The 26,319-nt window shown below is 49.5% G+C and carries 24 protein-coding genes; 14 read left to right on the forward strand and 10 right to left on the reverse strand.

The window, feature by feature from the left end; translation table 11 throughout:
- Window positions 1-10 precede the first annotated feature (10 nt).
- Together ACOJTG_RS20130 and ACOJTG_RS20135 are read left to right on the forward strand one after the other, a co-directional pair.
- Window positions 11-409: a VOC family protein gene (locus tag ACOJTG_RS20130; protein WP_094808741.1), complete on the forward strand. Its 399-nt coding sequence runs from the start codon at window positions 11-13 to the stop codon at window positions 407-409.
- A 158-nt stretch (window positions 410-567) separates the two neighbouring features.
- Window positions 568-1,608, forward strand: a complete 1,041-nt coding sequence (locus tag ACOJTG_RS20135) for a PA0069 family radical SAM protein (RefSeq protein WP_420155460.1) — start codon at window positions 568-570, stop codon at window positions 1,606-1,608.
- Between the two features lie 91 nt (window positions 1,609-1,699).
- Here ACOJTG_RS20135 and ACOJTG_RS20140 read toward each other — a convergent pair whose 3' ends face one another.
- Complete coding sequence (locus ACOJTG_RS20140) at window positions 1,700-2,227, reverse strand: hypothetical protein (RefSeq protein ID WP_420155461.1); 528 nt, start codon at window positions 2,225-2,227, stop codon at window positions 1,700-1,702.
- 186 nt (window positions 2,228-2,413) lie between these two features.
- Complete coding sequence (gene polA / locus ACOJTG_RS20145) at window positions 2,414-5,236, reverse strand: DNA polymerase I (protein ID WP_420155462.1); 2,823 nt, start codon at window positions 5,234-5,236, stop codon at window positions 2,414-2,416.
- A gap of 136 nt (window positions 5,237-5,372) precedes the next feature.
- Here polA and ACOJTG_RS20150 point away from each other — a divergent pair, with 136 nt between their 5' ends.
- Window positions 5,373-5,906 carry an NADPH-dependent FMN reductase gene (locus ACOJTG_RS20150; RefSeq protein WP_420155463.1) on the forward strand — a complete coding sequence of 178 codons (534 nt, stop codon included), beginning with the start codon at window positions 5,373-5,375 and terminating at the stop codon, window positions 5,904-5,906.
- A 67-nt stretch (window positions 5,907-5,973) separates the two neighbouring features.
- On the opposite strand, the gene ACOJTG_RS20155 is transcribed toward ACOJTG_RS20150, so the two are convergent.
- Entirely contained in the window at window positions 5,974-6,147 is a 174-nt protein-coding gene (locus ACOJTG_RS20155; protein WP_104712415.1) for a FeoB-associated Cys-rich membrane protein, read from the reverse strand.
- 53 nt (window positions 6,148-6,200) lie between these two features.
- A complete protein-coding gene (locus ACOJTG_RS20160) occupies window positions 6,201-7,001 on the reverse strand; it encodes an inositol monophosphatase family protein (RefSeq protein WP_420155464.1) in 801 nt (266 codons plus the stop codon).
- Window positions 7,002-7,213: 212 nt separating this feature from the next.
- On the opposite strand from ACOJTG_RS20160, the gene ACOJTG_RS20165 reads away from it, so the two are divergent.
- Together ACOJTG_RS20165 and ACOJTG_RS20170 are read left to right on the forward strand one after the other, a co-directional pair.
- Window positions 7,214-8,317: an AI-2E family transporter gene (locus ACOJTG_RS20165; protein WP_420155465.1), complete on the forward strand. Its 1,104-nt coding sequence runs from the start codon at window positions 7,214-7,216 to the stop codon at window positions 8,315-8,317.
- A 74-nt stretch (window positions 8,318-8,391) separates the two neighbouring features.
- Complete coding sequence (locus ACOJTG_RS20170; RefSeq protein ID WP_420155466.1) at window positions 8,392-8,838, forward strand: hypothetical protein; 447 nt, start codon at window positions 8,392-8,394, stop codon at window positions 8,836-8,838.
- Between the two features lie 86 nt (window positions 8,839-8,924).
- Here the strand turns inward: ACOJTG_RS20170 and ACOJTG_RS20175 are convergent, their stop codons facing one another.
- The gene (locus tag ACOJTG_RS20175; RefSeq protein ID WP_420155467.1) at window positions 8,925-11,057 is read right to left on the reverse strand and encodes an alpha-L-fucosidase; all 2,133 of its coding nucleotides are present in this window, start codon (window positions 11,055-11,057) and stop codon (window positions 8,925-8,927) included.
- Between the two features lie 165 nt (window positions 11,058-11,222).
- Here ACOJTG_RS20175 and ACOJTG_RS20180 point away from each other — a divergent pair, with 165 nt between their 5' ends.
- Window positions 11,223-12,185 (forward strand): alpha/beta fold hydrolase, encoded by a 963-nt coding sequence (locus ACOJTG_RS20180; protein WP_420155468.1) that lies wholly within the window; start codon window positions 11,223-11,225, stop codon window positions 12,183-12,185.
- Window positions 12,186-12,285: 100 nt separating this feature from the next.
- Here the strand turns inward: ACOJTG_RS20180 and ACOJTG_RS20185 are convergent, their stop codons facing one another.
- Window positions 12,286-12,834 carry a GNAT family N-acetyltransferase gene (locus ACOJTG_RS20185; protein WP_420155469.1) on the reverse strand — a complete coding sequence of 183 codons (549 nt, stop codon included), beginning with the start codon at window positions 12,832-12,834 and terminating at the stop codon, window positions 12,286-12,288.
- Window positions 12,835-12,838: 4 nt separating this feature from the next.
- Window positions 12,839-13,201: a DUF7674 family protein gene (locus ACOJTG_RS20190; RefSeq protein WP_104712429.1), complete on the reverse strand. Its 363-nt coding sequence runs from the start codon at window positions 13,199-13,201 to the stop codon at window positions 12,839-12,841.
- 210 nt (window positions 13,202-13,411) lie between these two features.
- On the opposite strand from ACOJTG_RS20190, the gene ACOJTG_RS20195 reads away from it, so the two are divergent.
- Window positions 13,412-14,350 carry a M20/M25/M40 family metallo-hydrolase gene (locus ACOJTG_RS20195; RefSeq protein ID WP_420155470.1) on the forward strand — a complete coding sequence of 313 codons (939 nt, stop codon included), beginning with the start codon at window positions 13,412-13,414 and terminating at the stop codon, window positions 14,348-14,350.
- 166 nt (window positions 14,351-14,516) lie between these two features.
- On the opposite strand, the gene ACOJTG_RS20200 is transcribed toward ACOJTG_RS20195, so the two are convergent.
- The 3 genes from ACOJTG_RS20200 to ACOJTG_RS20210 all read right to left on the reverse strand — a co-directional run bounded on the left by ACOJTG_RS20200 (window position 14,517) and on the right by ACOJTG_RS20210 (window position 18,159).
- Window positions 14,517-15,398, reverse strand: coding sequence for an SDR family oxidoreductase (locus tag ACOJTG_RS20200; protein ID WP_420155471.1), 882 nt, complete (start codon window positions 15,396-15,398; stop codon window positions 14,517-14,519).
- A gap of 346 nt (window positions 15,399-15,744) precedes the next feature.
- Window positions 15,745-16,677 carry a citrulline utilization hydrolase CtlX gene (ctlX, locus tag ACOJTG_RS20205; RefSeq protein WP_420155472.1) on the reverse strand — a complete coding sequence of 311 codons (933 nt, stop codon included), beginning with the start codon at window positions 16,675-16,677 and terminating at the stop codon, window positions 15,745-15,747.
- A gap of 51 nt (window positions 16,678-16,728) precedes the next feature.
- On the reverse strand, window positions 16,729-18,159 hold the full coding sequence (locus ACOJTG_RS20210; RefSeq protein WP_420155473.1) for an arginine deiminase family protein: 1,431 nt from the start codon (window positions 18,157-18,159) through the stop codon (window positions 16,729-16,731).
- A 346-nt stretch (window positions 18,160-18,505) separates the two neighbouring features.
- Here ACOJTG_RS20210 and sufC point away from each other — a divergent pair, with 346 nt between their 5' ends.
- The 7 genes from sufC to ACOJTG_RS20245 all read left to right on the forward strand — a co-directional run bounded on the left by sufC (window position 18,506) and on the right by ACOJTG_RS20245 (window position 26,318).
- Window positions 18,506-19,264, forward strand: a complete 759-nt coding sequence (sufC, locus tag ACOJTG_RS20215) for a Fe-S cluster assembly ATPase SufC (RefSeq protein WP_420155474.1) — start codon at window positions 18,506-18,508, stop codon at window positions 19,262-19,264.
- Window positions 19,265-19,346: 82 nt separating this feature from the next.
- Window positions 19,347-20,663 carry a Fe-S cluster assembly protein SufD gene (gene sufD / locus ACOJTG_RS20220; RefSeq protein ID WP_420155475.1) on the forward strand — a complete coding sequence of 439 codons (1,317 nt, stop codon included), beginning with the start codon at window positions 19,347-19,349 and terminating at the stop codon, window positions 20,661-20,663.
- 180 nt (window positions 20,664-20,843) lie between these two features.
- A complete protein-coding gene (locus ACOJTG_RS20225; RefSeq protein ID WP_420155476.1) occupies window positions 20,844-22,085 on the forward strand; it encodes a SufS family cysteine desulfurase in 1,242 nt (413 codons plus the stop codon).
- 92 nt (window positions 22,086-22,177) lie between these two features.
- Window positions 22,178-22,603, forward strand: a complete 426-nt coding sequence (locus ACOJTG_RS20230; protein WP_104710366.1) for a SufE family protein — start codon at window positions 22,178-22,180, stop codon at window positions 22,601-22,603.
- A 95-nt stretch (window positions 22,604-22,698) separates the two neighbouring features.
- Window positions 22,699-23,010, forward strand: a complete 312-nt coding sequence (locus ACOJTG_RS20235) for an SUF system Fe-S cluster assembly protein (protein WP_094808761.1) — start codon at window positions 22,699-22,701, stop codon at window positions 23,008-23,010.
- Window positions 23,011-23,136: 126 nt separating this feature from the next.
- The gene (locus ACOJTG_RS20240) at window positions 23,137-23,571 is read left to right on the forward strand and encodes a BrxA/BrxB family bacilliredoxin (RefSeq protein ID WP_102201566.1); all 435 of its coding nucleotides are present in this window, start codon (window positions 23,137-23,139) and stop codon (window positions 23,569-23,571) included.
- A gap of 128 nt (window positions 23,572-23,699) precedes the next feature.
- Window positions 23,700-26,318, forward strand: coding sequence for a penicillin-binding protein 1A (locus tag ACOJTG_RS20245; RefSeq protein ID WP_420155477.1), 2,619 nt, complete (start codon window positions 23,700-23,702; stop codon window positions 26,316-26,318).
- Window position 26,319 lies beyond the last annotated feature (1 nt).

Here is a 26,319-nt window from a genome sequence, read left to right on the forward strand (position 1 = left end):
TCTTCGAGTTATGGCACAAATTAAAGCATACCTTACGTTTGGTGGAAACTGTCTGGAAGCCATGAATTTTTACCAGCAATGTTTCGGTGGTGATTTCGACTGTATGACCTACGAGAACTCTCCCATGCAGATTCCGGACGACGCAAAATCGAAGATTATGCACTCCCGACTGGTGAGCGATACGCTGGAACTGATGGCTGCCGACGACGTTCAGCATAAATCGGTCCGTTGTGGTAATATGGTTACATTGAACGTCAACTGTAACTCGAAAGATGAAATCAAACGCATTTTCAAAGTTCTAGCCCAAGGCGGTCGGGTAACCATGCCCTTACAGGATACATTCTGGGGTGCGAAGTTTGGAACGCTTACTGATAAGTACGGCATCAAATGGATGCTTAATTGTGATTAAGAGTTCATCTTCAACCTACATTTCCAGCGATCAAGAATCTTGATCGCTTTTTTTATGCTTTACCAACAAATGATCAAATTATTTAACCAAAAACAATCAAGATCTACAAATTTTAATTCATTTTCGTATACATTTGAACATAAAACACATTCAAATGTATGGAAAATTACTTGAAAGGCCGGGGTGCCCAGCTCAATACAGCCAACCGTTTTCTGAAACAACGCTACGAGGAAGAGCCCAGCGAAGTGCTGCAACCGTCTCCGCAAACGCAGTTTATTCCAGAGACGCCTAAGAAAATCATCAGTACGTTCAACAGCCCGGATTTACCCATGGGCAAATCCATTAACCCTTACCAGGGCTGCGAACACGGTTGCATTTATTGCTACGCCCGCAATTCGCACGAGTATTGGGGCTACTCGGCGGGACTGGATTTTGAAACGAAGATTATGGTGAAGCGAAACGCTGCCCCTTTGCTAGAAGAGCAGTTTCGAAAAGCGGCCTGGGTACCCACGCCCATCGAACTTTCGGGTAATACGGATTGCTACCAACCCGCCGAACGCAAATTTGAGCTGACACGAAGTTTGCTGAAGGTCTTCGCCAAGTACCGTAATCCCGTGAGCATGATTACCAAAAATGCTCTGATCTTACGTGATCTGGATGTACTCGCTGAACTGGCCGCTCACCGACTCGTCCACGTTTATATTTCGATTACTACGCTTAATGAAGAGTTACGGCAGGCCATGGAGCCGCGTACGGTTACGGCTCAAAAACGACTACAGGTCATTGAACGACTGACGGCGGCGGGTGTACCCGTGGGGGTGATGACCGCTCCCATCATTCCGGGTCTCAACGATCATGAAATTCCGAAGCTGATTGAATCGGCGGCAAACGCCGGAGCCCTTACGGCGGCCCTGACCGTCGTTCGGCTGAATGGAGCGATTGGCGAGTTATTCGAGGACTGGATTCGGAAGACCTTCCCTGACCGAGCCGATAAAGTCCTGAATCAGATTCGGGATTGTCACGGCGGGCAACTCAACGACAGTCGCTGGAACGTACGCATGATGGGTCAGGGCAACATTGCCGAGCACATTCATCAACTCCACCGGATTTCACGGCAGCGGTACATGCCCAACCGCCAGATGCCTGCGTACGACCTAACGCAGTTTCGGCGGGAAGGTATGCAGATGAAGTTATTTTGATTGTAATGGTTGATTTCCAGCAGGTTGGGACGTAAAAAAAGGCTACAAAACGGGTGTTTTGCAGCCTTTCGAACGTAATACCAAAATTTTGTTATCTAGGCTTTACATTAAATAGAAGGTAAGAGCCATCGGGTAAAACTACGCCTTTCGCACCGGCCCGAACAATAATCTCTTTGTCGAGTGCAGTCGGATTTTTAACGTTGATAACGTATTTAAAAGTCGCCGAGTTATTATCTACGGCTTCTACATTATAGGTTAAAGTTCCACCTCCACCAGCTGATACCATTGTGATCGTTTTATTATCAGCACTCAAGGTCCAGGTACCCGTTGTTACGGAATTGCTATTGTCGATTTCGGACCGTTCAAATGTTCCGTCTGCTTTGAAAGTGACATAAAACTTTGAAAAATCTACGATGTCAGGAAGATTGTCCGTACGATTTCTTTTATAAACAGACAAATTAACCGGAGCGGCTACGCCTTTTACTTCATCCGCTTGCCATGACTTCTGTAGAGCTACTTTCGTACCGTTTGATCCACCAGTATCCGTGTTATCGTCGTCTTTTTTGCAACCAAAAATGAAGGCGGCTGACAAAGCCAGTAACATTAAGCTTTTTTTCATGAGATTGTTTGTGTTCGAAAGTCATTCCGTTTCTGGCGGGTAAAACGATGGACTTCCTGGGTTTGTTTACAATGCGTTAATGGAGCTAAAAAACAGTACAAGGATGCGAGGGCAAACGCAGCAAACCGCCACGAATATAGTTTAACTTCTGATGTTCAGGGACGTATCGCTCCTAAATATCTTTGTTTAGTGAGCTTCCAGCCAGTTTTGCCCTACGCCCATGCCTGTTTCCATTTTTACCGACAAGGGCAAGGCATGCACCATTAGCTCATTTACGTGCTCCCGCAGATAGTCGAGTTCGCTCTTATGAACGTCGAAAACCAATTCATCGTGTACGGTAAGGATCATTCGGGACTTTAATTTTTCCCGCCGAATAAAATCTTGCACTTTCACCATAGCGATTTTCATGATGTCCGCCGCCGTTCCCTGAATCGGAGCATTGATGGCGTTGCGTTCGGCGTAACCCCGGTCAGTCTGGTTGCCCGAGTTGATATTCGGCAAATACCGCCGACGGCCCAGAATGGTTTCAGCGTAGCCCGTCTCACGTACCTTGGCCATGCTTTCATCCATGTATTCCTTTACCGCCGGAAATTCACGGAAATAGTTGTCAATCAATTCCTTGGCTTCGGTCCGCGATACTTCTACCTGTTGGGAAAGTCCGAAGGCCGATACCCCGTAGATGATCCCAAAATTGACCGTTTTTGCCTTCCGTCGCATGTCGGCGGTTACCTCTTCCAGCGGTACGTGAAAAACCTTGCTCGCCGTTGCCCGGTGTACGTCCAGCCCCTGATTGAAGGCTTCCGTCATACTGGTATCCCCCGAAAACGCCGCCATGATGCGTAATTCGATCTGCGAATAATCGGCGGACAAAATCACGTGATCCTCATCGCGGGCAATAAAGGCTTTCCGAATTTCCCGTCCGCGTGGCGTACGAATCGGAATGTTCTGCAAGTTTGGATTTGTGGACGACAGCCGTCCCGTAGCCGTTACGGCCTGGTTGAAACTGGTGTGCAGACGACCCGTACGCGGGGAAAGCAAGGCGGGCAAAGCATCTACGTAGGTGGATTTGAGTTTCTGTAATTCGCGGAAATCCAGAATCTTTCGTACGATTTCGTGCTTCGATTCCAGACCCAGCAACACGTCCTCGCCCGTCATGTACTGACCGGTTTTGGTCTTCTTTGCTTTGGGATCGAGGTGCAGTTTTTCGAACAAAATTTCACCCAGCTGCTTCGGGGAAGCGATATTGAATTCCTGTCCGGCCAGTTCCCAGGCCCGTTGCTGCGTATCCCGCAAATCTACGTCGAGTTGCTGCGAAAGCTCTTTCAAAAAGTCAACGTCGAGTCGTACACCCTCGGCTTCCACTTCAGCCAGTACGCGGGCCAGCGGCATTTCCACCGTCTCAAACAGTGAAACCAGCTTCGGATTTTGCAGGAGTACGGTGTTGAGTACCTCCTTGAGTTGCAGGGTAATATCGGCATCCTCAGCGGCATACTCCTTGATTTTCTCCATATCCACATCCCGCATATTCCCCTGATTTTTGCCTTTCTTACCGATCAGTTCTTCAATGGCTACGGGCGTATAATTCAGATATGTCTCAGCCAGAATATCCATGTTGTGCCGTTTTTCGGGCTCAATCAGGTAATGGGCCAGCATGGTATCGTAAAGCTTTCCTGCGACTTCCACACCGTAGTTAGCCAGAACCGTCAGATCGTATTTAATGTTCTGAGCGATTTTTTCGACGGCCTCATTTTCGAATACGGAACGAAAATCTTCCAGGATGACGAGAGCCGCCTCCCGGTTGTCGGGAACGGGCACATAGAAAGCTTCGCCCACGCGGTACGAAAAAGACATTCCAATCAAATCCGCTTCAATGGCCGACAAAGCGGTTGTTTCGGTATCGAAACAAATGGCGTCCTGCAGATTGAGGTAATGGGCCAGGGATTTCCGTAATTCTGGAGTATCGATCAACTGATAATCGTGAACCGTATCATGCACCGTCCGGCGAACCGTAGTGGTTTCCCACTGCCCCGCTACTTCCGACGTCGCTATGGCGGCTACTGGAGCGGCTCCGAACAAATCCATCTGAGCCGTTGGGGCTTTGGATTTAGCCGTTTTGGGAGCCTCAGCGGGAGCCGGTTCTTCACCCAGCAAGCGTTTACGAAGCGTACGGAATTCCAGTTCATCAAGTAAGGCTGACAGGGTTTCGCGGTTGGGCTCACATAGTTCCAGAGCTTTTTCATCGAACTCAATCGGTACATTCTGCTCAATCAGGGCCAGCTCTTTGGACAAGAGGCCCTGCTCGGCAAATGCCCGAACGTTTTCGGCCATTTTGCCCTTCAATTGATCTACGTTGGCGATCAGGTTTTCGACCGAACCGTATTCCGCAATCAGTTTTACCGCCGTTTTTTCGCCAATACCGGGAATACCGGGAATATTATCGACGGCATCGCCCATCAGGCCCAGCAAATCCACGACCTGATCGACATTACTGATGCCCCAGCGTTCACAGACCTCTTTGGGACCCATGATTTCCACGTCCTTCCCCATAAAGGCGGGCTTGTAGAGCTTCACGTGTTCCTCTACCAATTGTCCGTAGTCTTTGTCGGGTGTCATCATGTACACCTCGTAGCCGCCCGCCGCCGAAGCCTTTTTGGCCAGCGTACCAATGATGTCGTCGGCTTCGTAGCCTTCCATGATCAGTACCGGAATGCACAGAGCTTCGCACAACCGTTTGACGTACGGAATAGCAATCGTAATATCTTCGGGCTGTTGTTGCCGCTGAGCCTTGTATGCCTCAAAACGTGTATGGCGAAACGTGGGCTTCGCCGTATCAAAAGCCACCCCTAAATGCGAGGGATTTTCCTTGCGTAATACTTCGAGAAGCGTATTTGTAAAGCCAAAAACAGCACTGGTATTCAGTCCGGTAGACGTAATACGGGGCGTTTTGGCAAAAGCGAAGTGAGCCCGGTAAATAAGGGCCATCGCGTCCAGGAGAAATAGTTTTTTCATGCAACCGCTGCGTTTCTTGCCCGCAAGTTAACGCTTCGTGGCAGGCTTTCGTCACTGGTACGATTATTGCGAAAGAGGAATTTTCGTTAGATTGGATGATTGTTTCAGCCTCATCCGTTTACCTATGTTTTGCACCATGGAAAAACCGTATCAGATCCTAGCCATTTCAGGCAGCCTGCGGGCCGCCTCGACCAATACGCAAATTTTAGAGAAAATTTCCCACTGGGTACCTGATACCGTTTCGTGGCAGATCTACGAAGAGCTGGCTCAAATTCCTCCCTTCGATCCGGATTATACGGAATATCCGGCGGCCGTCGAGCAGTTTCGTACACAGTTGCTGGCAGCGGATGCACTCGTCTTTTGTTCTCCGGAATACGTATTCGGCGTACCAGGAGTTTTGAAAAACCTGCTGGACTGGACCTCGGCGTTCTCTTCCGGCGAATGGCATGAAAAACCTACGGCGGTGATTACGGCTTCGATACTGGGTGAAAAAGCCCACGAATCGTTGCGACTGACCTTAGGTATCCTGGGAGCCCGTATTCTGGAAAACACCAGTTTACTCATTTCTCACGCCCGTACGAAGATGGACAGGCCGGAAACCGAAGCCGATCTGAAAGCCGTATTAAACGCTCTGCTGCAGGAACTCACGGAGAAACCTGTACTTCAGTAAAGTTGCACTAGCATACAAAAAGCCCCAACGAAGGGAATTCGTTGGGGCTTTTCTATTTTTCTGCTCGTTAGTTCACTTTCTGGATGGGAGGCAGCTTGGACTCGTCGAATTTAATCGCTCCGCAGGACCCGCAACCTTTGGCACAACCGCCGGTTTTCCGCAGGCTGAACTGCTTTCTGAACTGATTCCCCAGGTACGCCAGGGCACCGACGAATAACATTCCGATGACGAGTGTTTCCATGCTTTCTTCTGTCTTTGAGCGTATAACGCTGAAGTCAAACCTTTTTGTTCGGACTAGGCCATACTTTCGCTAATCATGTCAATCAATTCCTGATGAATGCGACCGTTGGAACTGATGATTTCGCCACCGAAGAGGTAGTTTTCTTCGCCTTTGAAATCAGTAACCGTACCACCGGCTTCCTGTACCAGCAAGATACCAGCCGCAATATCCCAGCTATTGATGTTGTATTCAAAATAACCTTCAAACCAGCCGCGGGCCGTATACGCCAGATCAAGGGCGGCCGAGCCGATTCGCCGGAACCCGTGCGATTCTTTCGTAATCCGTAGAATCATGTTCATGTACGCTTCGGTCTTCTGATTCTGACGACTGGGGAAACCACAGGCCAGCAAACTGCTCTGTACCCGGTCTACTTTGGATACCGACAGGCGTTCTTTGTTCAACCAGGCTCCGCCGTCTTTCCAGGTATAAAACATTTCATCCCGGAAGGGCTCGTAAATGATCCCCGCTACGGGTTTGCCGCCCTGCAACAAGCCAATGCTAGTACAAAACTGCGGATAGGCGTGCAGAAAGTTTGTCGTACCATCCAGGGGATCGATTACCCAGACAAATTCCTGATCGGTGGCCTGCTCTACTGTTCCTTCTTCGGTGATGAAACCCGAACCTGGTAAAAGTCCGGCAAGTCCTTCGACTAGCCGACTTTCCGTTTCCTTATCGACGTACGAAACCAGATTAAAATTTTCGCCGTATTTGTGCTCGATTTTCGTGGGATCGAAGTGTTTGAGTTCTGCCAGCATAAATTCACCGGCAGCTTTCGCCAATTGGGTTACTTCGAGGGTAATTTTCTCAAAACTCATGCGTCATTTGGTTTAGCTACTGGAGCCACGCAAGGTTGGGCGGTTTGCGTTTTGGCGTCCTTTGACAAAGTAACACTTATTCGTACGAACATTTTCGCTGGAAGAAAGCATTTCTTTGTGTCAAATAAGCTTTTATGCAGTCTTCTACGGAATAGGGCATTATTTTTTTAAGACCTCCTGCATTTGCAAGCAGCATTTCACCCCTTCAATGTATGGCTTCTATTTACACCCCCAAACAGCAGCGTTATCTGCTCGTTTTTAGTCTTGTAGTGATTACGGGCTTCATTATCGCCGGTTTACGGCAATACATTACGGCTTTTTTCGGAGCCGGTATTTTATATGTCATTTTTCGTCCCTGGTTTACGACGCTGGTTCATAAAAAGAATTTTAATCGGACACTCGTTACGATTGGCTTACTGCTATTTTCCATCATTGTCATCATCATTCCTTTTCTAGTACTAAGCTTGCTGCTGATTGGGCGGGTTCGCTATTACAGTCAGAATTACCAGGATATTCTCAAGCTGGTGAAACGGCTGGAAGACCTGACGGGCTTTTCCATTACGGACGAAGACAATATCCAGTCGCTCATTCAGCAGGGAGCCAGTTGGGCCAGTCAACAGTTTCCTTCCATCATTGGTGGTACGCTCGACGTGCTGATTATCTTGGGTTTGCTGTTTTTTACGATGTACTACATGTTCCAGCAGGAAGAACAATTCCTGGGCGGATTGCGGCGGTACCTGCCTTTCGACAATGATACGGACGATGAACTGGGGGAAAGTCTCAAGAACATGGTGAACGCCAATATTCTGGGTCAGGGCCTGATTTCTTTAATTCAGGGCGTATTGACGGGACTTACGCTTTGGGTTTTCGATATTCCGGACGCGGCGTTCTGGGGTACCGTTTCGTTCTTTCTGAGTTTCATTCCGGTACTGGGCACTCCACTGGTCTGGGGTCCGGCCGGATTGATTGCTCTTTCGCAGGGCAATACGGGTCAGGGCGTCGGTATTCTCCTCGTCGGACTTATCGTTTTGACCAATGTCGATAACGTCCTGCGGATTGTCCTGGCCAAACGGATGGGCGATGTACACCCCCTCATTACGCTGGCGGGGGTAGTACTCGGCGTTCCCTTGTTCGGAATTCTGGGTCTGGTGATTGGTCCGTTACTCATTGCTTATCTGATCGTACTCTTCAAGGTGTTCGAACGCACTAATAAGCAATTGATCAAAGAAGAGAAACAGGAAAATAAAATCATCCAGCAGCAGGCTACGCTCGAACAGCCCGATACGCCCATCATTCCTGATCATAAACTTTTGTAAGTAACCCAGCAGTCACCTCACGCAATGATCGGCCCGGTGACTGCTGTTCATTTCTATCCTTCCCTAACTACCGCATGAAACCATTTCTTGTCTTACTATCCTTTACTTTGATTACCCTCATTGGCGTGTGGCTCTCGTCAGGAGCCTGGCACCTGCGTTTTGCGGCCAATGTGGGTATGAGTGTCATGTTATTGTTTACGGCTCTGGGCCACTTTGTCTTCTGGAAAGGGATGGCGATGATGTTGCCTCCGTTTATTCCCTTTCGAAAGATTATTGTCTGGGCAACGGGGGTACTGGAAATAGCCGCCGCTATGGGTTTGCTCTTCCCTACCTTTCGCCATACGACGGCCGTTTGGCTCATTATTTTCTTTATCCTGATTTTTCCGGCCAATGTGTACGCGGCCCTACAACGGGTGGATTACCAGAAAGCAACCTACAACGGACCCGGTACGGACTATCTCTGGCTACGAACGGGTTTACAGTTTTTCTTTATCATCTGGGTCTGGTTTTTCAGTTGGTAGCCGTTCCTGAATAAAGTCGATCCATAAGGCTACTATCCAGTATAAATGAGAAAAAGACGCGACCTGGAGATCGCGTCTCTTTCTCATTATTTAGCTTTCCATTCCAGGGAAAGATTGGGTAGTTGTAAATCCCGGTGCGGCGTGGGCGGCTCGTGTAATTGCCAGCTTAGCGTATTACTCGGTTCGAGTTTTATCCGCTGGAGGCGTTTACGGTACATGACCTGCGGCACCTGATCGCTGATGAAAACGGGTACCTGATCGTGGTAGCGGTTGTAGAGTTTAACCAGCAACTGGTTGGTTCCGGGCCGTATTTTTAGTAACACTACATCCCGCGTCGAATCCGTTTTCTCGGGGTTGTTGTGCAGTAACAGCGGTTGTCCGTTCAGCCAGACCCCTACGGCATCCCCACTTCTGATGTCTACCAGTACGGGCTGAGCTTTATCCGCCGTAATTTCCTGTAGTATAAACCAGCTTTGGGAAGGCTGAGCGGGTAGCTGATGAGCCTCGCCTTTCTTCCAATCCGTCGCCTGCCAGGGTTTTCCACTGGCGGACCAGCTTCGCGAAGGATCAATGGGAATGACGCTCGTCCAGCCAATGCCGGTATTGGCCACCTGATTCAGATAAATCGGTCCCCAGGTCAGTTTGCCCGTCTGCGGAATAGGCACTTCTTCTGCTTCATCCAGAATAACGGGTTGCGATTCACCATTGACCTGCAAATCAATACTACGGCCTTTTTCTTCTTCGGTAAACACTACCGTAGGGCTTACCGATATGGCTTTGGGCAGATCGATCTGCCAGGAATCTTTCACGACCGTTCGGTAATACGTATTATAGTCCACGCCACCCATGCTGTAGTGATGTTCGGCATTGTCGTGCTGGAGTACTACCGTTTTCTGCGTTGGATCTACCGTCAGTACGCGGGCAGGCGGTACGTTATAGCCGTTCGCAAATTCCAGCATGAGTACCGGAACGTCTTTCACCGATTTGATTTCCGCCGGTAACATGATTTGAATGTTGTTCCCCGTTCGCTTGTACGAAGCCGTTTGTTGCGGCTGTCCCAGTACGTGAATGATCTTGACCGCTCCGGTAATATTGGGCAGCGTGATGGTACGGCTGGTGGGCATTTGCAGCAGCGACAGGTACAGTTTATTCGTTCCCGAAGCCGTTACTTCCCCCCATTTAAAAGGCGTAGGAAAGGGATCAGGGCTGGTAGCGTATACCGCCTCTCCATTCTGCCGGAGCCACTTACCGATTTTTAGTAGTACGTCCTGCTCAAACGCCACGACGGAGCCATCGCCCCGGGGACCGATATTCAACAGATAATTTCCACCGCGACTGACCACTTTCAGTAAACTAGCCAGTTTTTCGCGGGCCTTGTCATCCACCGAACCGTGCTCCTGCCAGGAACGGTACCCCCAGGTTTCGTCGTAGATGGAAGCAGGCGTTTGCCAGGGCGTAGCGATTTTGTAGTTGGGATATTCATTGTCACCCATGACGCAGAAATCGCCCGCCTCGTTGCCCAGTCGTCCGCTGACCATACAGTCGGGTTGCAATTGGTGAACCAGCTCCCGCAGCTCGCGACTTTGTTGGGGCGTTTGCGAACCCATGTCAAACCAGAGCTCGGAAATGGGTCCGTAATTGGTGAGCAGTTCGCGAATCTGGTTTTTGTTGTATTCGTGGTGAGCCGCCGGAATCGGATCGGAATTACTACTGGAAATGGGGTACGCCGCCGGAAAATGCCAGTCGATGACCGAGAAATATAGCCCAAATTTGAGTCCATTCCGCTGACAAGCCTCGGCCATTTCTTTCACGACATCGCGGTGATAGGGCGTGGCATCCACCATATTGAATTTCGTGTAAGCCGATTTGAACAGGCAAAAGCCGTCGTGGTGCTTTGAGGTCAGTACGATGGAACGCATGCCTGCCGCTTTCGCCAGCAGGGCTACCGAATCCGGATTCCAGCGTTTAGGGTCGAACGTTTTGGCGACGTTCTCGTACGTATCGCTGTACAGGCCCGCAGCGTGAGCCCGAATTTGCTCGCTATACCCTCTGGACACGGGCTTGCCTTCCCATACGCCGCCTAAAACGGAGTACACCCCCCAGTGAATGAACATCGAATACTTGTCATTCTTCCAGGTTTCCAGGGCTTTTGAGGGCTGTTGAGCTAAACTGGCAAGCGTGGTACAGAAGCTAATGAGTAGTAGGTACAATCGTTTCATACAGACCGGTTGAAGGGGTTAACGTTTCTCTAGCAATAATCGAAAGGTCAGATCTTTGTTTTGATTAGGCCGTGAATTACTGATTTATTTCCGGGGATTGGAATATTTCTTTTCGTGTTTGATACTCGCCTTGTTCTAGTTAAAGCGGTCTTTCTTATCGTAATTATGAAACTGATTCGCGTACTTCTATTTCTGTTTATTCTGGTACGGTTTGCTTCATTGACTGTCGCTCAGTCGGTTGAATATCCGTACCCAGTTCAAACCGTTAGCCTCCATCAGGAGCAGAAAACGTTTCGGATGGCCTACATGGACGTACCGCCTGTGGGCAAAATTAACGCTAAAACGGCCCTACTTTTTCACGGAAAGAACTTCAATGGCGTGTACTGGCGGGATGTTATTGCTTTTCTGCAAAACGCTGGTTACCGCGTGATTGTACCCGATCAGGTGGGTTGGGGCAAATCCGATTTTCCGGATCTGCATTACAGTTTTCATGCTCTGGCCACTCATAACAAACGGTTGCTGGATTCGCTCGGTATTGATAAAGTCACCCTCATTGCTCACTCGATGGGCGGTATGCTGGCGACTCGGTTTACGCTGATGTATCCGGAAACGGTACGCGAACTGATTCTGGAAAATCCAATCGGGCTGGAAGATTACCGCACCATTGTCCCTTACCTACCCCTCGACGACGCTTACCAGAACGAACTTGCCGCCACGTACGAATCGTACAAGAAGTACCAGCAGAGTTATTATCCGCAGTGGAAACCCGCGTACGAAGAATGGGTACAGGTGCAGGCTGCCGCTCTGAAAGACCCACGATTCAAACAGATTGCCTGGGTGAATGCCCTCACCTATCAGATGATTTACGAACAGCCGATTTGTTATGAGTTCAAGAACATCCGCGTACCGACCTTACTGATTATTGGTCAGGAAGACCGCACCATTGTGGGCAAGAACCGGGTGTCCAAAGATCGGGTGAATCAGTATGGCCAGTACCCAGCCTTGGGAAAGCGTACGCAGCAGCAAATACCGGGCAGCAAGCTCGTAGCCCTGCCCGGCGTAGGTCATATTCCGCACGTACAGGATCTGGAAGCGTATCGAAAGGCTGTATTAGACTTTGTGAAGTAAACGAAAGCGGATACCCCATCCAATTTTTCCTGGGATTGCATCCCAGGCTATTCAGGTTGAACCCCTCTGGGGTATTAGGTTATTTCTTACCAGGAGGACATCAATCTTTTTTAGTGGCCGGATCGAACACCATTCCTGTACATAAGCAGTAGCGTCCTTCCGTCCGATCCAGAACGTCGTGGTTCTTACAGGCCTGACATCCTTTCCAGAAGCGGCCATCGTGCGGCAGAGCCTCGAAGGCTACAGGTTGGAAGCCCAGTCGGGAATTTACTTTCATGACCGCCGTCCCGGTAGTGATTCCAAAGATTTTAGCCTGCGGAAATAGTTTTCGGCACAGCCGAAACAGCTTCCGTTTGAGTTTCTCGGCCAGTTTCATGCCCCGAAATTCCGGAGCGACGATGAGGCCGGAATTGGAAACGAACTTACCCTCTTCGTACACATCCCAGTAACAGAAACCGGCCCAGGTGCCATCGGCATACGTCGCTACGATACCTTCGTGCTCCTGCATTTTGGTCCGGATGTACTCTGGCGAACGTTCGCCAATACCTGTACCCCGAGCCTCGGCACTTTCCTTCATGGCGATACAGATTGTGTCGGCGAAGGCGGCGTGCCGGGCCGAGGCTACTTCAATTTTAAACGCTTCTTTCATGACCTTAGGGCAGCGAATTGGAAATCTGTCGAATGTATTCACTACGTAATTGTAAAGGCATGAGGTGAATGAGCACTTCCGCACTTTCATCGTGTCGGTCGAGCAATGAGGCCAGACCGTATACGTAATTGGCACAAACCGCGTTTCTAATCTGATGGCTACCGTCAGCGAGCAGTTCATCCGCGGCTACAAAACAATGTTTGACGGCGATAAAATCGTGGTGGTCCGCAAATCGATGCGTCAGCTCGCTCAGCAGAGCCATCACTTTACAAGGGCCTAGTTCGGGCGAAATCCTCGCCAGATCGCCCTGAGCTTCGGGTACCCGGGTCCGCACCAGCGGAACCAGATCGGCATTGCGTATTTCCATACTTCAGGTAAGTTTTGCCTTTCTGGATACCAAACCAGTACCAGCCGATCAGCCTTTTTCCGAAAAAGCTGATCGTCAGCCAATTATTCAAAGCAGTACTACCTTCGCCTTTCCACTTTGATAGGATGAAATTTTCAAAATGAAAAAAAAGCGTGGCTCGACCTCTCAATCGTGGCTACTTTTGAAGTTTGTACGTAACGTCTCATTCCCGTGAAAAAACTCTTTGCTCTGCTCTGCCTGTTCAGTTCCGCTCCGCTCTTTGCTCAGGACTACCTTCCTTCGGTCGAACGCATTTCCAGTCATATCCGTACGCTGGCTTCTGACCAGATGAAAGGCCGGGGTACAGGCAGCCGGGAAAACGATAAAGCCGCTCAGTACATCACCAAAGAATTTCGCAAACTTGGTCTGCTACCGATGGGCTCCGAAGGCTACTGGCAGCCCTTTACGGCCAAAGTGAAGCGAGTCGTTGTACCGGACAGCCTGAGAAAAGCAAAAAATGTAATCGGGTTTCTCAATAATCGGGCTCCGCATACCATTGTCATTGGTGCTCATTACGATCACCTCGGTATGGGTCGTCAGGGCAGCTCGCTGGAAAAAAATCCGGAAGGAAAAATTCATAATGGAGCCGACGATAATGCCTCGGGTGTAGCGGGCTTACTGGAACTGGCTCGGTACTACGCTCAGAACGGGGTAAAAGAAGAATACAACTTTTTGTTCATTGCTTTCGGGGCCGAAGAACTGGGCTTGCAAGGTTCCCGCTATTTTCTGGCTAACCCAACCGTACCGCTGGATCAACTCAATTTCATGGTTTGTATGGACATGATTGGTCGGTACAACCCCGATCGTGGCGTGGGCGTCGGTGGCGTGGGTACGAGCGATACCTGGGCCAAAGTATTTGAAGGCGTAGACGCTTCGGTAAAGTTCTTTACGGATCGGGCGGGCAATGGCGGATCGGATAACGCCGCGTTTTACGCCAAACAGATTCCCGTTTTGTTCTTCCACACGGGTGGCCACGATGATTATCACAAACCCACCGACGACGTAGAAAAAATCGATTTTAAGTCCGAAGTAGGCATTCTCAATCTAGAAATAAAGATCATTGACAACGCTTTGAAGCAGCCGAAGATGAGCTTCACGCCGGTTAGTTAGTTTAATTGATTGTTATTAGTTGTTGGTTGATTGCTGTTGATTTTCAACCGATTGCGTAGGCCAAAAACACTAAAATTGTTGGGTGTTAGTTGTTGTCTTGTAACTAAGAACTTCTTTGGACAAAAACATAATTAATCACCAACAACCATTAACAAACAACCAACAACTACCCCTTAGTAGTACGTCGAATGGCTTGTTCGATTTCGTCCCATGTGTCATCCGGAATCGCCTCCAGAGCACTAAACTGCCCGGCCCCTTTCAGCCACTCGCCGCCATCGATCGTAAAATCCTGGCCGGTGACATAGGCCGAATAGTCCGACATCAGGTACGCGGCCAGATTCGCCAGCTCCTGATGATCACCGAGTCTTCCCAGCGGTACGCGGCTTTCGGGTTTCAATAACTCGGCAACAGGTTCGGGAACGAGTCGGTCCCAGGCTCCCTTGGTGGGAAAAGGTCCGGGAGCGATGTTATTAAGACGTATCCCATGCCGGGCCCACTCCACCGCCAGCGAACGCGTCAGGATACGAACGCCTGCTTTGGATACGGCCGAAGGTACGGTATAGCCCGTACCCGTAAAGGCGTAGCTGGTGATGATACTCAGGATGGTTCCCGGCTGATTTTGCTCGATCCAGTGCTTGCCCGCCGCCAGCGTAAAATTCACCGACCCCTGTAGAACAATACCGATGACGGTTTCGAAGGCTTTGGCACTTAACCGTTCGGTTGGACTAATGAAATTACCCGCCGCGTTGTTGACAAGTCCATCGAGTCGACCAAAGCGTTCGAGCGTTTGGCTGAGTACGTTTTCGATTTGATCATATTGCCGAACATCACAGGGTACGGCAAGTACCTGCCCACCGGTAGTTTCCATCAATTCCTGGGCCGTCGTTTCGATAACTGCCTGTTTGCGGGAACAAATCGTAACATTCGCTCCCAGCCGAAGAAACTCCCGAGCCATGGATTTGCCCAGGCCAGTACCACCGCCCGTCACCAGAATGGTTTTGCCCGTTAATGTTCCTGGAGTAAGCATGGGTTGGGTATAGAGATGCATGTAGTTAGGTTTAGGTTCTTAATTTATACGGACGATTTGGACGATGAGACCGCCCTTTTTGAGCCTGGGTTTACACAACCATCCTATCTAGTTTCTTAGGCAGAAAATTCGTACCAGTAATTTTATTAGTTGCGTTGAAGGCCGTTGGAAACTGCTCCATGATAGATACAAGTTTGGAAACTTGTACCAGGTATACCGCCTTCCGTTCCCCCGCTATAATCGAACACCCCAACCCTGAAGGGGTTCCATGTCATTAGCCCCGTATCCCATGCGGGGAACCTAAACAAAACTTCCCGAAAACCGGAAGCTTTCGGGAAGATACGTAAACACTCGAGACTATTCTGAATCAATACTTCATCGGCAGGTGAATTTCGGCAATCATGCAGCGGGCCGAGCCACCCCCGTTACCTTCAATGATGCTTAAGTCGGTATGTAAAATCTGGCAGTAATCATCCAGCGAATCAATTTGCCGGGCGGTCAGACTTTCGTAGGCCTTCGTAGACATCATCAGCACCTGTTCACCTTTGGTTGTGCGTACCTGCAGCATATTCCCCGCAAAGTGCTTCATCTGTTCCAGCGAGATTTCAACGACCTGCCGCCCCGAGGTTTCGAGCGAACTGCGTACCATAAACTTTTCATCCGGATCCGGAATGGCGTCCAGACAAACGACGGCGAACAGATCGCCAATGCACATGAGGACATTGGTATGATAAACGGGTCGCCCCATTTCATCTTCCGCATTGAACTTGACCACCTCGTAGTTCATTTGTAGAGCAAAGGCATCCAGTACTTCTTCGTGCGTCCGGGGCGAGAGGCAGGCATACGCAATTTTATACTTGCGATCCAGCACCATCGAACCCGTTCCTTCCAGAAATTTCCCTTCATTTTCAAACGCCGTTAGGTCCACGCGACGATTGATGTAGAACTGCTCTTCGATGGTACGCAGAATATCTTCCCGGCGTTCGAGTCGGCGGTTTTCCGCTTGCATGGGATACGTAATGACCGTTCCGTTGAAGTGAAAACTGACCCAGTTGTTCGGGAAAATGGAATCGGGCGTATGCGGTTCCTCTGTATCATCAATTACTAGTACGTTCATTCCTTTGGCCCGTAGTAGCCGTACCATTTCGTCGAATTCTTCGAGGGCTTTCGCCTGAGCAATGGCCTTGGTCTGGTCGGCTACGCTTAGACTCTGAAAGGCGTTAGACGAAGCCGTCTGTTCGTTGAACCCGAAGCGTACGGGCCGGATCATTAATAAATTAGAGGTGGACTGTGTTCTCATGGTTTGAGTTTGCCTGTAATACAGAAAGGCACGTTTCAGGTACTAGGTTTACTACGTTCTTAAAATGGGCATCGACATGCAGTGTGAGCCGCCGCGAGCCCGGGATAATTCGGCACTGGGCAACAAAATAAACGTGTCCGTCAGGGTTTCAGGCGAGCTGAGGCCTTTTTCAAATTCCTGAATCAGATCCGCGGCCCGAATAATCCGAAAGCCCTTTTGCCGAAACGCTTCCAGTGTTTTATCGTTCCGGTCGTAGCCAATCACTACGCCTTCTTTTAGTGCTAACAGGTTACAAGAGTCGGTCCACTGCTCGCGGGCTCCGTAGGGAAACTCGTTATTTCCTGAAAAAATAAAGGTAACCTCCTCTTCGCGACAGCCCAGGTCTTCTACGCTAATCTGCGTGAGCAGTTCCTCCAGACTAGCGAGTTCTTTGGGCGAAGTACCATCTTTATAGAACTGAACAATCTTCACATCTTCGTCCGCTTTGGGCGGAATAAGTCCGCTCATGGTCGGGTCAATCTGATCCTCCGCGTGCCGACCCTGTTTCAGTAGCGAGCCGAGCACGACCCAGACGTTTTTCTTTACCTGCGTACAGACCGTATCCAGGTGCATGTAATCCCGCTTGAAGGGAATCCGGACGACTGTAATTTTATCAACTACATTTTTTTCAAACAGAATCTTGATCGATTGCTGGGCCGCGAAAACGGTCGTTCGCTCCGATACCCCAATGACGAGGTGATTCGGAGCCACCATCATCACATCCCCACCTTCGAGCGTGGTTTTGTTGTAATTTTTCTCGTTGTCGGGCAGGAGAAAGTACAACTCATTGTCGGGCAACTCGATGATTTTTCCGCGTAAGGGTTCAAAAATCGGGTGCGTATAAAAGAGGTACTGAGCCAGCAGAGCTTCGCGGGTACGGGCCTGTTTGGCTGGTTTATTCAACAACAAATGGTCATTGATGGTAATGCCAATATCCCGCGTAAAAATAAGATTGGGTACGGGAGAAAAGAGCATTTCTCCACTCGGCGTGGTACCCGAAATTAGCGTCTTAGCCAAGTCCACGGGCGATAACTCATTCAATTCGGCCTGGGTGCTGTACCACTCGTGCTCCACGGCACAAATAGCCGCAATGAGCTTAGTCTTGATGGCTTCCTGTTCCAGAATATCGGCCAGTAGTTTCTGGAACTCAATGACTTTGTCGGAATTGAAATACTCCGGGTGATCGGGTTTATAGAAGGAACGTTTCGGATCGGCGTCAATCTGGGCAATCTTTCCCTTTACTTTTTCCGGATCCAGAAAGTACAGCAGAATTTTTACGTAATAATCGTACTCATCTTTCCGCATAGTATCCAGATGGACGATATCTTCGAAAAGCCAATCCTGAGCTTTGGAAGGTACCACCTTTCCTAACCCGGAATCGGGACTGTGAATGAGTAGCCGCTGAAGCGTGCCTACTTCACTGGCGACAAAAATGGGTTGCATACGGTTTACTTGTTTGGGGTTTTGCTCCGGGAGGGTTGTCGGCCGATTGCATCCGTAAATACGGGCTTGATCTACCCATTAATCGAACGCTACTCCCGCAAAACTCAATTACTCGGCCCGCAAGATAGAGGCTTACCGGACACTTCAAAAACAAGAAATTCGGCCTTTCGTGCCAAAACAGGCCCTATTTCGTTTAAACCCAGAAAAAAAATTCAAATCCCTTTTTCTTCCCTTTCCCAAAGAGAACCAATCCGTTGAAAAGCAAGTTATCCCTTCACATACAGCATTCTTTTGCGGAAGAACCTGTACCTTTGCACTTTGAAACATTTACCTTGACATAGCAGCTATGCTTAAAATAGAGAACCTTCAGGCATCCATTGGAGAGAAGCAGATTCTGAAAGGCATCAATCTCGAAGTGAAACCCGGTGAAGTTCACGCCATTATGGGACCCAACGGCTCGGGCAAGAGTACGCTGGCCTCCGTACTGGCCGGACGCGAAGACTACGACGTAACCGGAGGCACCGTCAATTTTGATGGCAAAGATCTGCTGGAACTAGCTCCCGAACAACGGGCCGCAGAAGGCATTTTTCTCGCATTTCAGTATCCGGTAGAAATTCCCGGCGTATCGACGACGAACTTTCTAAAAACGGCTCTCAACGAAATTCGTAAATACCGGGGCGAGGAACCCCTGGATGCCGTCAGCTTCCTCAAACGCATGAAGGAAAAGATGAAACTGGTCAATATCGATCAGTCTCTGCTGAGCCGTTCACTCAACGAAGGCTTTTCCGGCGGTGAGAAAAAACGCAATGAAGTATTCCAGATGGCGATGCTCGAACCCAAACTGGGCATCCTGGATGAAACGGATTCCGGTCTGGACATCGATGCCCTGCGTATTGTGGCCGAAGGCGTAAATACCCTACGCGATGGGGAGCGTTCGTTCATTGTCGTTACCCACTACCAACGCTTACTCGATTACATCGTTCCTGACTTCGTACACGTGCTTTACAAAGGCCGTATCGTGAAATCCGGCACGAAAGAACTGGCTCTGGAACTGGAAGAAAAAGGCTACGACTGGATCAAGGCAGAAGTGGATGCTCTGGTCTAGCCCAAGCGTACGCTTTCGTCGAGTTTATTTCTAAACGTGTTATTCATTCGAATTCGTTACGAATGACGATCCACCAACTTTAATGACTACTCCGATTGATTTTAAAGCCCAGTTGATTGCCGAGTTTCAGTTGAATGAAACGCGTATGAACGGCGAAAGTCGCAGCTCGCTACACCAGCGGCGGCGGCAGGCCCTGATGCATTTTGAGCAACTGGGATTCCCAACGATCAAGCACGAAGAGTGGAAATATTCGAACGTCAAAAATCTGGTCAATCAGGCATTTAATATTACGCCGGTGGCCTCTATTACGGACGACGATCTGGTTTCCCTCCAAATACCGAACCTGGCAGGAAATATTCTTTACTTTATAAACGGACAGTATCAGCCTCAGCTTTCGACGATTGTTTCGCCGTCGGAAGAAGTAGAGATTCTGCCCTTCACCGAAGGATACAAAAAGTATCCCGAACTGGTAGAAAAACATTTTGCTCAGTACGCCGATGATTCCAAAGATGCCTTCACGGCTCTGAATACGGCGTTTGCTCAGAATGGAGCGTTTATTTACGTACCCAAAGGTAAGGTGGTTGAAACGCCGATTATTCTTCGTTTCATTTCCGACGCCCGTACCGAGAATGTAGCCATCCAGCTCCGTAACCTAATTATTGTTGGGGATCGGGCGGAAGTGAAAGTGGCAGAATCATTCCGTACGCTGGGTGAGTTTTCTTCCTTTACCAATACAGTGACCGAAGCATTCGTGGGTGAAGAAGCTCATTTTGATCACTACAAGGTTCAGGACGAAACGCAGAAAGCCTATCACATCGGCACTACGCAGGTACAGCATAGCCGGGCCAGTCAGACGCACGACACCACGGTAACGCTCAACGGCGGCTGGATACGTAACAACCTGAATCTGGTACTGAACGGTGAACACGTAGAAGCTCACCTGAACGGTCTGTACCTGCCCAATGGCAGACAGCACATCGATAATCACACACTAGTTGATCACGCCATGCCGAATTCGTACTCGAACGAATTGTACAAAGGCATCATCTTTGATCAGGCTACGGGTGTTTTCAACGGCAAAATCTTCGTACGCGAGGATGCTCAGAAAACCAACGCCTACCAGAGCTGTAAGAATGTGCTGGCTTCTCCCGAAGCTACGATGAATACCAAGCCCCAGTTGGAAATCTACGCCGATGACGTAAAGTGTTCGCACGGTACGACGACGGGTCAGATGGACGAAGAGGCTCTTTTTTACCTGCAATCCCGCGGAGTTCCCAAAGAAAAAGGAAGGGCTCTGCTGATGCTGGCCTTTGCCGAAGACGTGGTCGAACGAATCAAAATTCCGGCCATTCGCGAGTACCTGGAAACAGCCCTCGCCAAAAAAGTAGGCGAAGTATAATCTACAGGTATACAGTAACAAACGGACCGAAACGATGGCTTGTGTTATTCACCCTTCGTTTCGGTCGTTTTTTTAGATTCGCTTTTTTCCGAAAGTGAATGCGTAGTTTCCTCGCCCAACCGAAACTCTTTTCCCAAAATCTTGATTATATCTAAGATTGACGGAGAAACGATTCCCACCATGATGACCACAACCTCCACGATTCCTTTTGACATCGAACGCATACGAGCCGACTTCCCGATTCTGGATCAGGAAATCAATGGCCGTAAGCTGGTCTATTTCGATAACGCCGCGACTACGCAAAAGCCGATTCCGGTGATTGAAGCCTTGATGAATTACTACCGGGGCTACAATGCCAATATTCACCGGGGTATTCACACGCTGGCGGAAAAAGCGACGGCTGATTTTGAAGCCTCTCGTCGGGCCGTTCGGGATTTTCTGAACGCTCCTTCGGCGGAAGAAATCATCTTCACGTCAGGTACAACCATGAGCATCAACCTCGTGGCTCAGACCTACGGACGGCACTTTCTCAAAGAAGGCGACGAAATCATTATTTCCGGATTGGAGCACCACTCCAACATTGTCCCCTGGCAAATGCTGGCAGGCGAAAAAGGCTTGACCATCCGGGCTATTCCCGTACTGGAAAATGGTGAACTCGATCTCTACACGTTCGAGGGTATGCTCTCCGAACGTACGAAGATTGTAGCGGTAAACCACGCTTCCAACTCACTGGGAACGGTCAACCCCGTCAAGGAAATCATTGCCAAAGCTCACGCGGTGGGTGCCGTGGTTCTGATCGACGGAGCCCAGGCCAGTAGCCACCTTGACATCGATGTGCAGGATCTGGACGTCGATTTCTACGCTCTTTCGGCTCATAAAATCTATGGTCCGACCGGACTGGGTGTACTGTACGGAAAACGGGCTTTACTTGAAGCCATGCCTCCGTACATGGGCGGCGGGGAAATGATCAAGGAAGTAACGTTCGAGAAAACGACGTATAACGATCTGCCCTACAAATTCGAAGCCGGTACCCCCAATATCGCCGATGTCGTAGCCCTAAAAGCGGCGATTGACTACATCACCAAGATTGGCAAACCGAACATCGCGGCTTACGAACATCAGTTGTTACAATACGCGACCGAGCAGATTGGTCAGATAGACGGCATTCGGCTGATTGGTCAGGCGAAGGAAAAGATTTCGGTACTGTCTTTCGTACTGGAAGGTGTGCACCATCAGGACATTGGTATCATTCTCGATCAGCAGGGCATTGCCGTGCGGACGGGTCACCACTGTACGCAACCCGTTATGGACCGTTTCTGCATTCTTGGAACGACTCGTGCCTCGTTTGCGATGTACAACACGATGGAAGAAATCGATAAATTAGTCGCCGGTTTGCAGCGAGTGAAAAAGCTCATGGCGTAACTTAGTTGATGGTTATTGGTTGTTCGTTGATGGTTTCCACTGATTCGATCAACTTAAAACTACCAACCACTATCAACCAACAACTACCAGATATGACGATTAACGAAACCCAGGACGAGATCATCGAAGAGTTTGAATTGTTCGACGATTGGGAAGGGAAATACGAATACATCATTGACCTCGGCAAAAAACTGACGCCTCTGGACGAGCAGTATAAGACTGAGGATCATATCATCAAAGGCTGTCAGAGCCGGGTATGGCTCCACGCAGAACTGCAGGGCGACCGGGTTATCTTTACGGCTGACTCCGACGCAATTATCGTCAAAGGTCTGATTTCTATGCTGGTGCGGGTATACTCGGGTCATACACCCGATGAAATCGTCAATTCCGATCTGTACTTCATGGAAAAAGTAGGTTTACAGCAACACCTGGCCCAAACTCGCTCCAACGGTCTGGCCTCCATGGTCAAGCAAATGAAAACCTACGGTCTGGCGTTTAGTGCCTTACAGAAGAACTGATTAGTCTTCAGTTTTCGGTTGGCAGTTTTCAGTTTATACGAGAAAACTGAAACGCAAGCTACTGAAAACTGAAAACCATAAACTGAAAACTAAAAATGACTGAATCCGAATTACGGGACAAGGTAGTAGCTGCCCTGAAAACCGTATATGACCCTGAAATTCCTGTGGATGTCTATGAGCTGGGTCTGATTTATGACATTAAAATCTTTCCGGTTAATAATGTTTATGTACTCATGACGCTCACTTCTCCGGCTTGTCCTTCCGCGGGTGAAATTCCGGGAGAAGTAGAACAGCGAGTACGCGAAATCGAAGGCGTATCCGACGTATCCGTGGAATTGACCTTCGATCCTCCCTACAGTCAGGACATGATGTCCGACGTCGCCAAATTGGAGTTAGGATTCATGTAGCATGGTTTATAGTTTTAGGTTGTTTGTTGTTAGTAAATCAGGCAACTAGTAACAACCATTAACAAACAACCAGCAACGATCAACCAATAAAAGTCTAATCACTTAATAAATCATCAAGCAATGTCAATGTACCCTGCTGAATTAGTACTACCGATGCGAATGGATATCGCGGAAGGTGGTTTCAAAGAATTACACACGGCTCAGGAAGTAGACCAAACGATGGCAGAAGCCGAAGAAGGTACTACGCTGGTATTCATCAACTCCGTATGTGGTTGCTCGGCCCGCACGGCTCGTCCCGGTGTGAAATACGCAGTGAATAACTCTCAGTTCAAACCTGATCGTTTAGCGACGGTTTTTGCAGGTGTGGATATGGAAGCTACAGCGAAAGTTCGGGAGTACACGTTACCTTATCCCCCCAGTTCACCCGCGATTGCGTTGTTCAAAGACGGTGAATTGGTACACTTCGTCGAGCGTCACCACATTGAAGGTCGTCCCGCTGAAGTGATTGCTCAGCACCTGGAAATGGTTTTCGAAGAATTTTGCAGCCCTGCTGAAGCCTAAGAAAATCAACGCCCCTGGCGAATAAAATAAAAATAAGCCCTTCCGAGTTAATATCGGAAGGGCTTATTTTTTGCTGGGAAGTGTTTAACTTCGCCCCATCCGCCCATTGGCAGGTCTATTACGCACGCATGAAAAAAATACGCGTCTTTTTCAGTACGCTCTGGAAAATCATTACGTTTCCCTTCGTCTGGATCTTTAGTAAGCTCTGGAGTCTGATTCGTATGCTGCTGGCACGAATCATCGGACAGCCCTATGTACGCTTCGAAACCAACGTATCCGACTTTTGGTTACACCGGGTTCGGGCTCCGTATCGAGCATTCCGCCGGAAACATCCCTGGCCGGGCCGCATTGCCAGTTTTGGTATCAATCTCGTCGTACTGCTGTTGGTCTACTGGTTTGTACTGGAAACGAACTTCCTGTACCTCACCGGCGAAACGCCCAGTACCGAAGAACTCGCCAACCCTGACCTGGCCGTAGCCTCCGAAATTTACACGGCGGATGGTAAACCCATCGGTCGCTTCTTCACCGAAAACCGTACGCCCGTACGGAACTTCGATGAACTTCCCAAACACATCGTCGATGCCCTGATTGCTACCGAAGATGCCCGCTTTTATGAGCACGGCGGTATTGACTGGCCGGCTATGGGTCGTGTGGCATACGGAGTTCTCACGCGTAATCAACGCGGGGGTGGTTCGACCATTACCCAACAAGTCGCGAAAAACCTCTTTAAGATTCGTAAGAAGCAGGGCATTGGCCGTAAAGGTTTGCTCGGCTCCATTCCGGTTTTGGGTCTATTTGTCATTAAGTCGAAGGAATGGCTTACGGCCATGAAACTCGAACGGCAATACTCCAAACAGGACATTTTGCTGATGTACTTCAATACGGTCGATTTTGGTTCCAACACCTACGGAATCCGGACGGCGGCCCGCGTATATTTTGGCAAGCAACCCCAGGATTTGAGTGTGCAGGAAGGTGCGGTACTGGTGGGACTTCAGAAAGCAACGACCACTTATAACCCGTTCCTGAATCCGGAACGATCCAAAGAACGCCGGAACGTAGTACTCGCTCAAATGGCCAAGTACGGTTACCTGACCGCCGCTCAGTCGGATTCCATCGCAGGCCTTGATCTGGGCGTGCGTACCGACCGCGAAAAAGCACTGCAGGAAGAAGAAGCCGTGGGTTACGAAGGCTATTTCAAGAAATACATTGCCGAAGCCGTAGCCAAGTGGGCCGAAGCCAACGACGAACGCGTTGATTTGTACACCGATGGTCTGAAAATCTACACGACGATCGACTCCCGCATGCAGTCGGATGCCATCAAGGCATTGGTTAGCAACATGCGGAAAACCCAGCGGGAATTCAAAGGACACTGGGGCTCACGTAATCCCTGGATTTACGAGAATGGTCAGGAAATCCCTAACTTCCTGGACTCCGCAGCGAAACGCACGGAAGCCTACAAGGCCCTGGCCAAACGGTACCCTAATCAGCCCGATTCTGTCTGGTATTACCTGAAAAATAGAAAGCATCCGGTACGCGTTTTTGCCTGGAATGACAAAGCCCGGACCGACGACGAACCGCAGATTACCCGGACCGAACAGGAGTTTTCCTCACTAGATTCTCTGTCGTACTACAAACGGATGTTACAGGCGGGCATGTTCGCCATGGATCCCCAAACGGGCTACATCAAGGCCTGGGTAGGTGGTTTGGACTACAATTATTTCAAGTACGATCACGTACGGCAGGCCAAACGTCAGCCGGGATCGACCTTTAAGCCGATTATGTACTGCTCGGCGATTGATGGCCCCCGGAATTTGAGTCCCTGTTATCAGGTGAAAGATCAGCCTTTTACGAAAGTATACGAGGAAAAGGGCGAAGTCAAAAAATGGTCCCCCCAAAATGCGGAAGGCTATTTCACCTATCGTGACATGACGTTACGCGAAGCCATGGCCCGTTCCATCAACTCGGTGGCCGCCCAGGTAACGGATCTGGTTACGCCCGATACGGTAGCCATGTACGCCCATAAGCTGGGAATCAAGAGCCGGATTCAGCCCGTTCCTTCGGTAGGTCTGGGTTCGGAGGATGTGTCTTTGTACGAAATGGTGCAGGCCTACGCTACGTTCCTCAACGGTGGGTTCCGGATTGAGCCGCAACTCGTCATCCGCATTGAAGATCGCGATGGCGAAGTACTGGCCGACTTCAAAGATACCGCCGTGAAAAACCGCACGCAGGTAATTCGTCCGGAATCAGCTTTCCTGTTGCGTAACATGTTGCAAGGCGGTATCACGGGTGGTGGTACTTCATCGCGACTGCTCTGGCAATTCAATCCTAAAGGCGTATCGCGGCAGACGCTGTACGATTCTTTTGGGGGTAAGACGGGTACCACATCCAACTATTCCGACGGCTGGTTCATGGGCGTAACGACCGATTTGGTAACGGGCGTCTGGGTCGGGGGCGATGACCGAAGTATTCACTTTAAAGGTCGACGCGGGGAAGGGGCTCAAACGGCCCTGCCCATTTACAAGGATTTCATGCTGCGTATTCTGAATAGCGGGGCGTATACGCTTAAACCGTTCCCGACCGAACAGGAGTTGAACCTGATTGTTACGAAGGAATATAAATCCTGCCAGACTTGGTACGCTCCGATTCAAAGTGATACTACGAATTACTTTGAAAATGATTCGCTGGAAGATCTCTTTGCTCCCCCCATCGTGGAGCCCCGGCCCGACAGTACCCTGAATTTTAATTAAA

Origin of the sequence: Siphonobacter sp., assembly GCF_048595215.1 — a bacterium.
In the GTDB taxonomy this organism is placed as follows: domain Bacteria; phylum Bacteroidota; class Bacteroidia; order Cytophagales; family Spirosomataceae; genus Siphonobacter.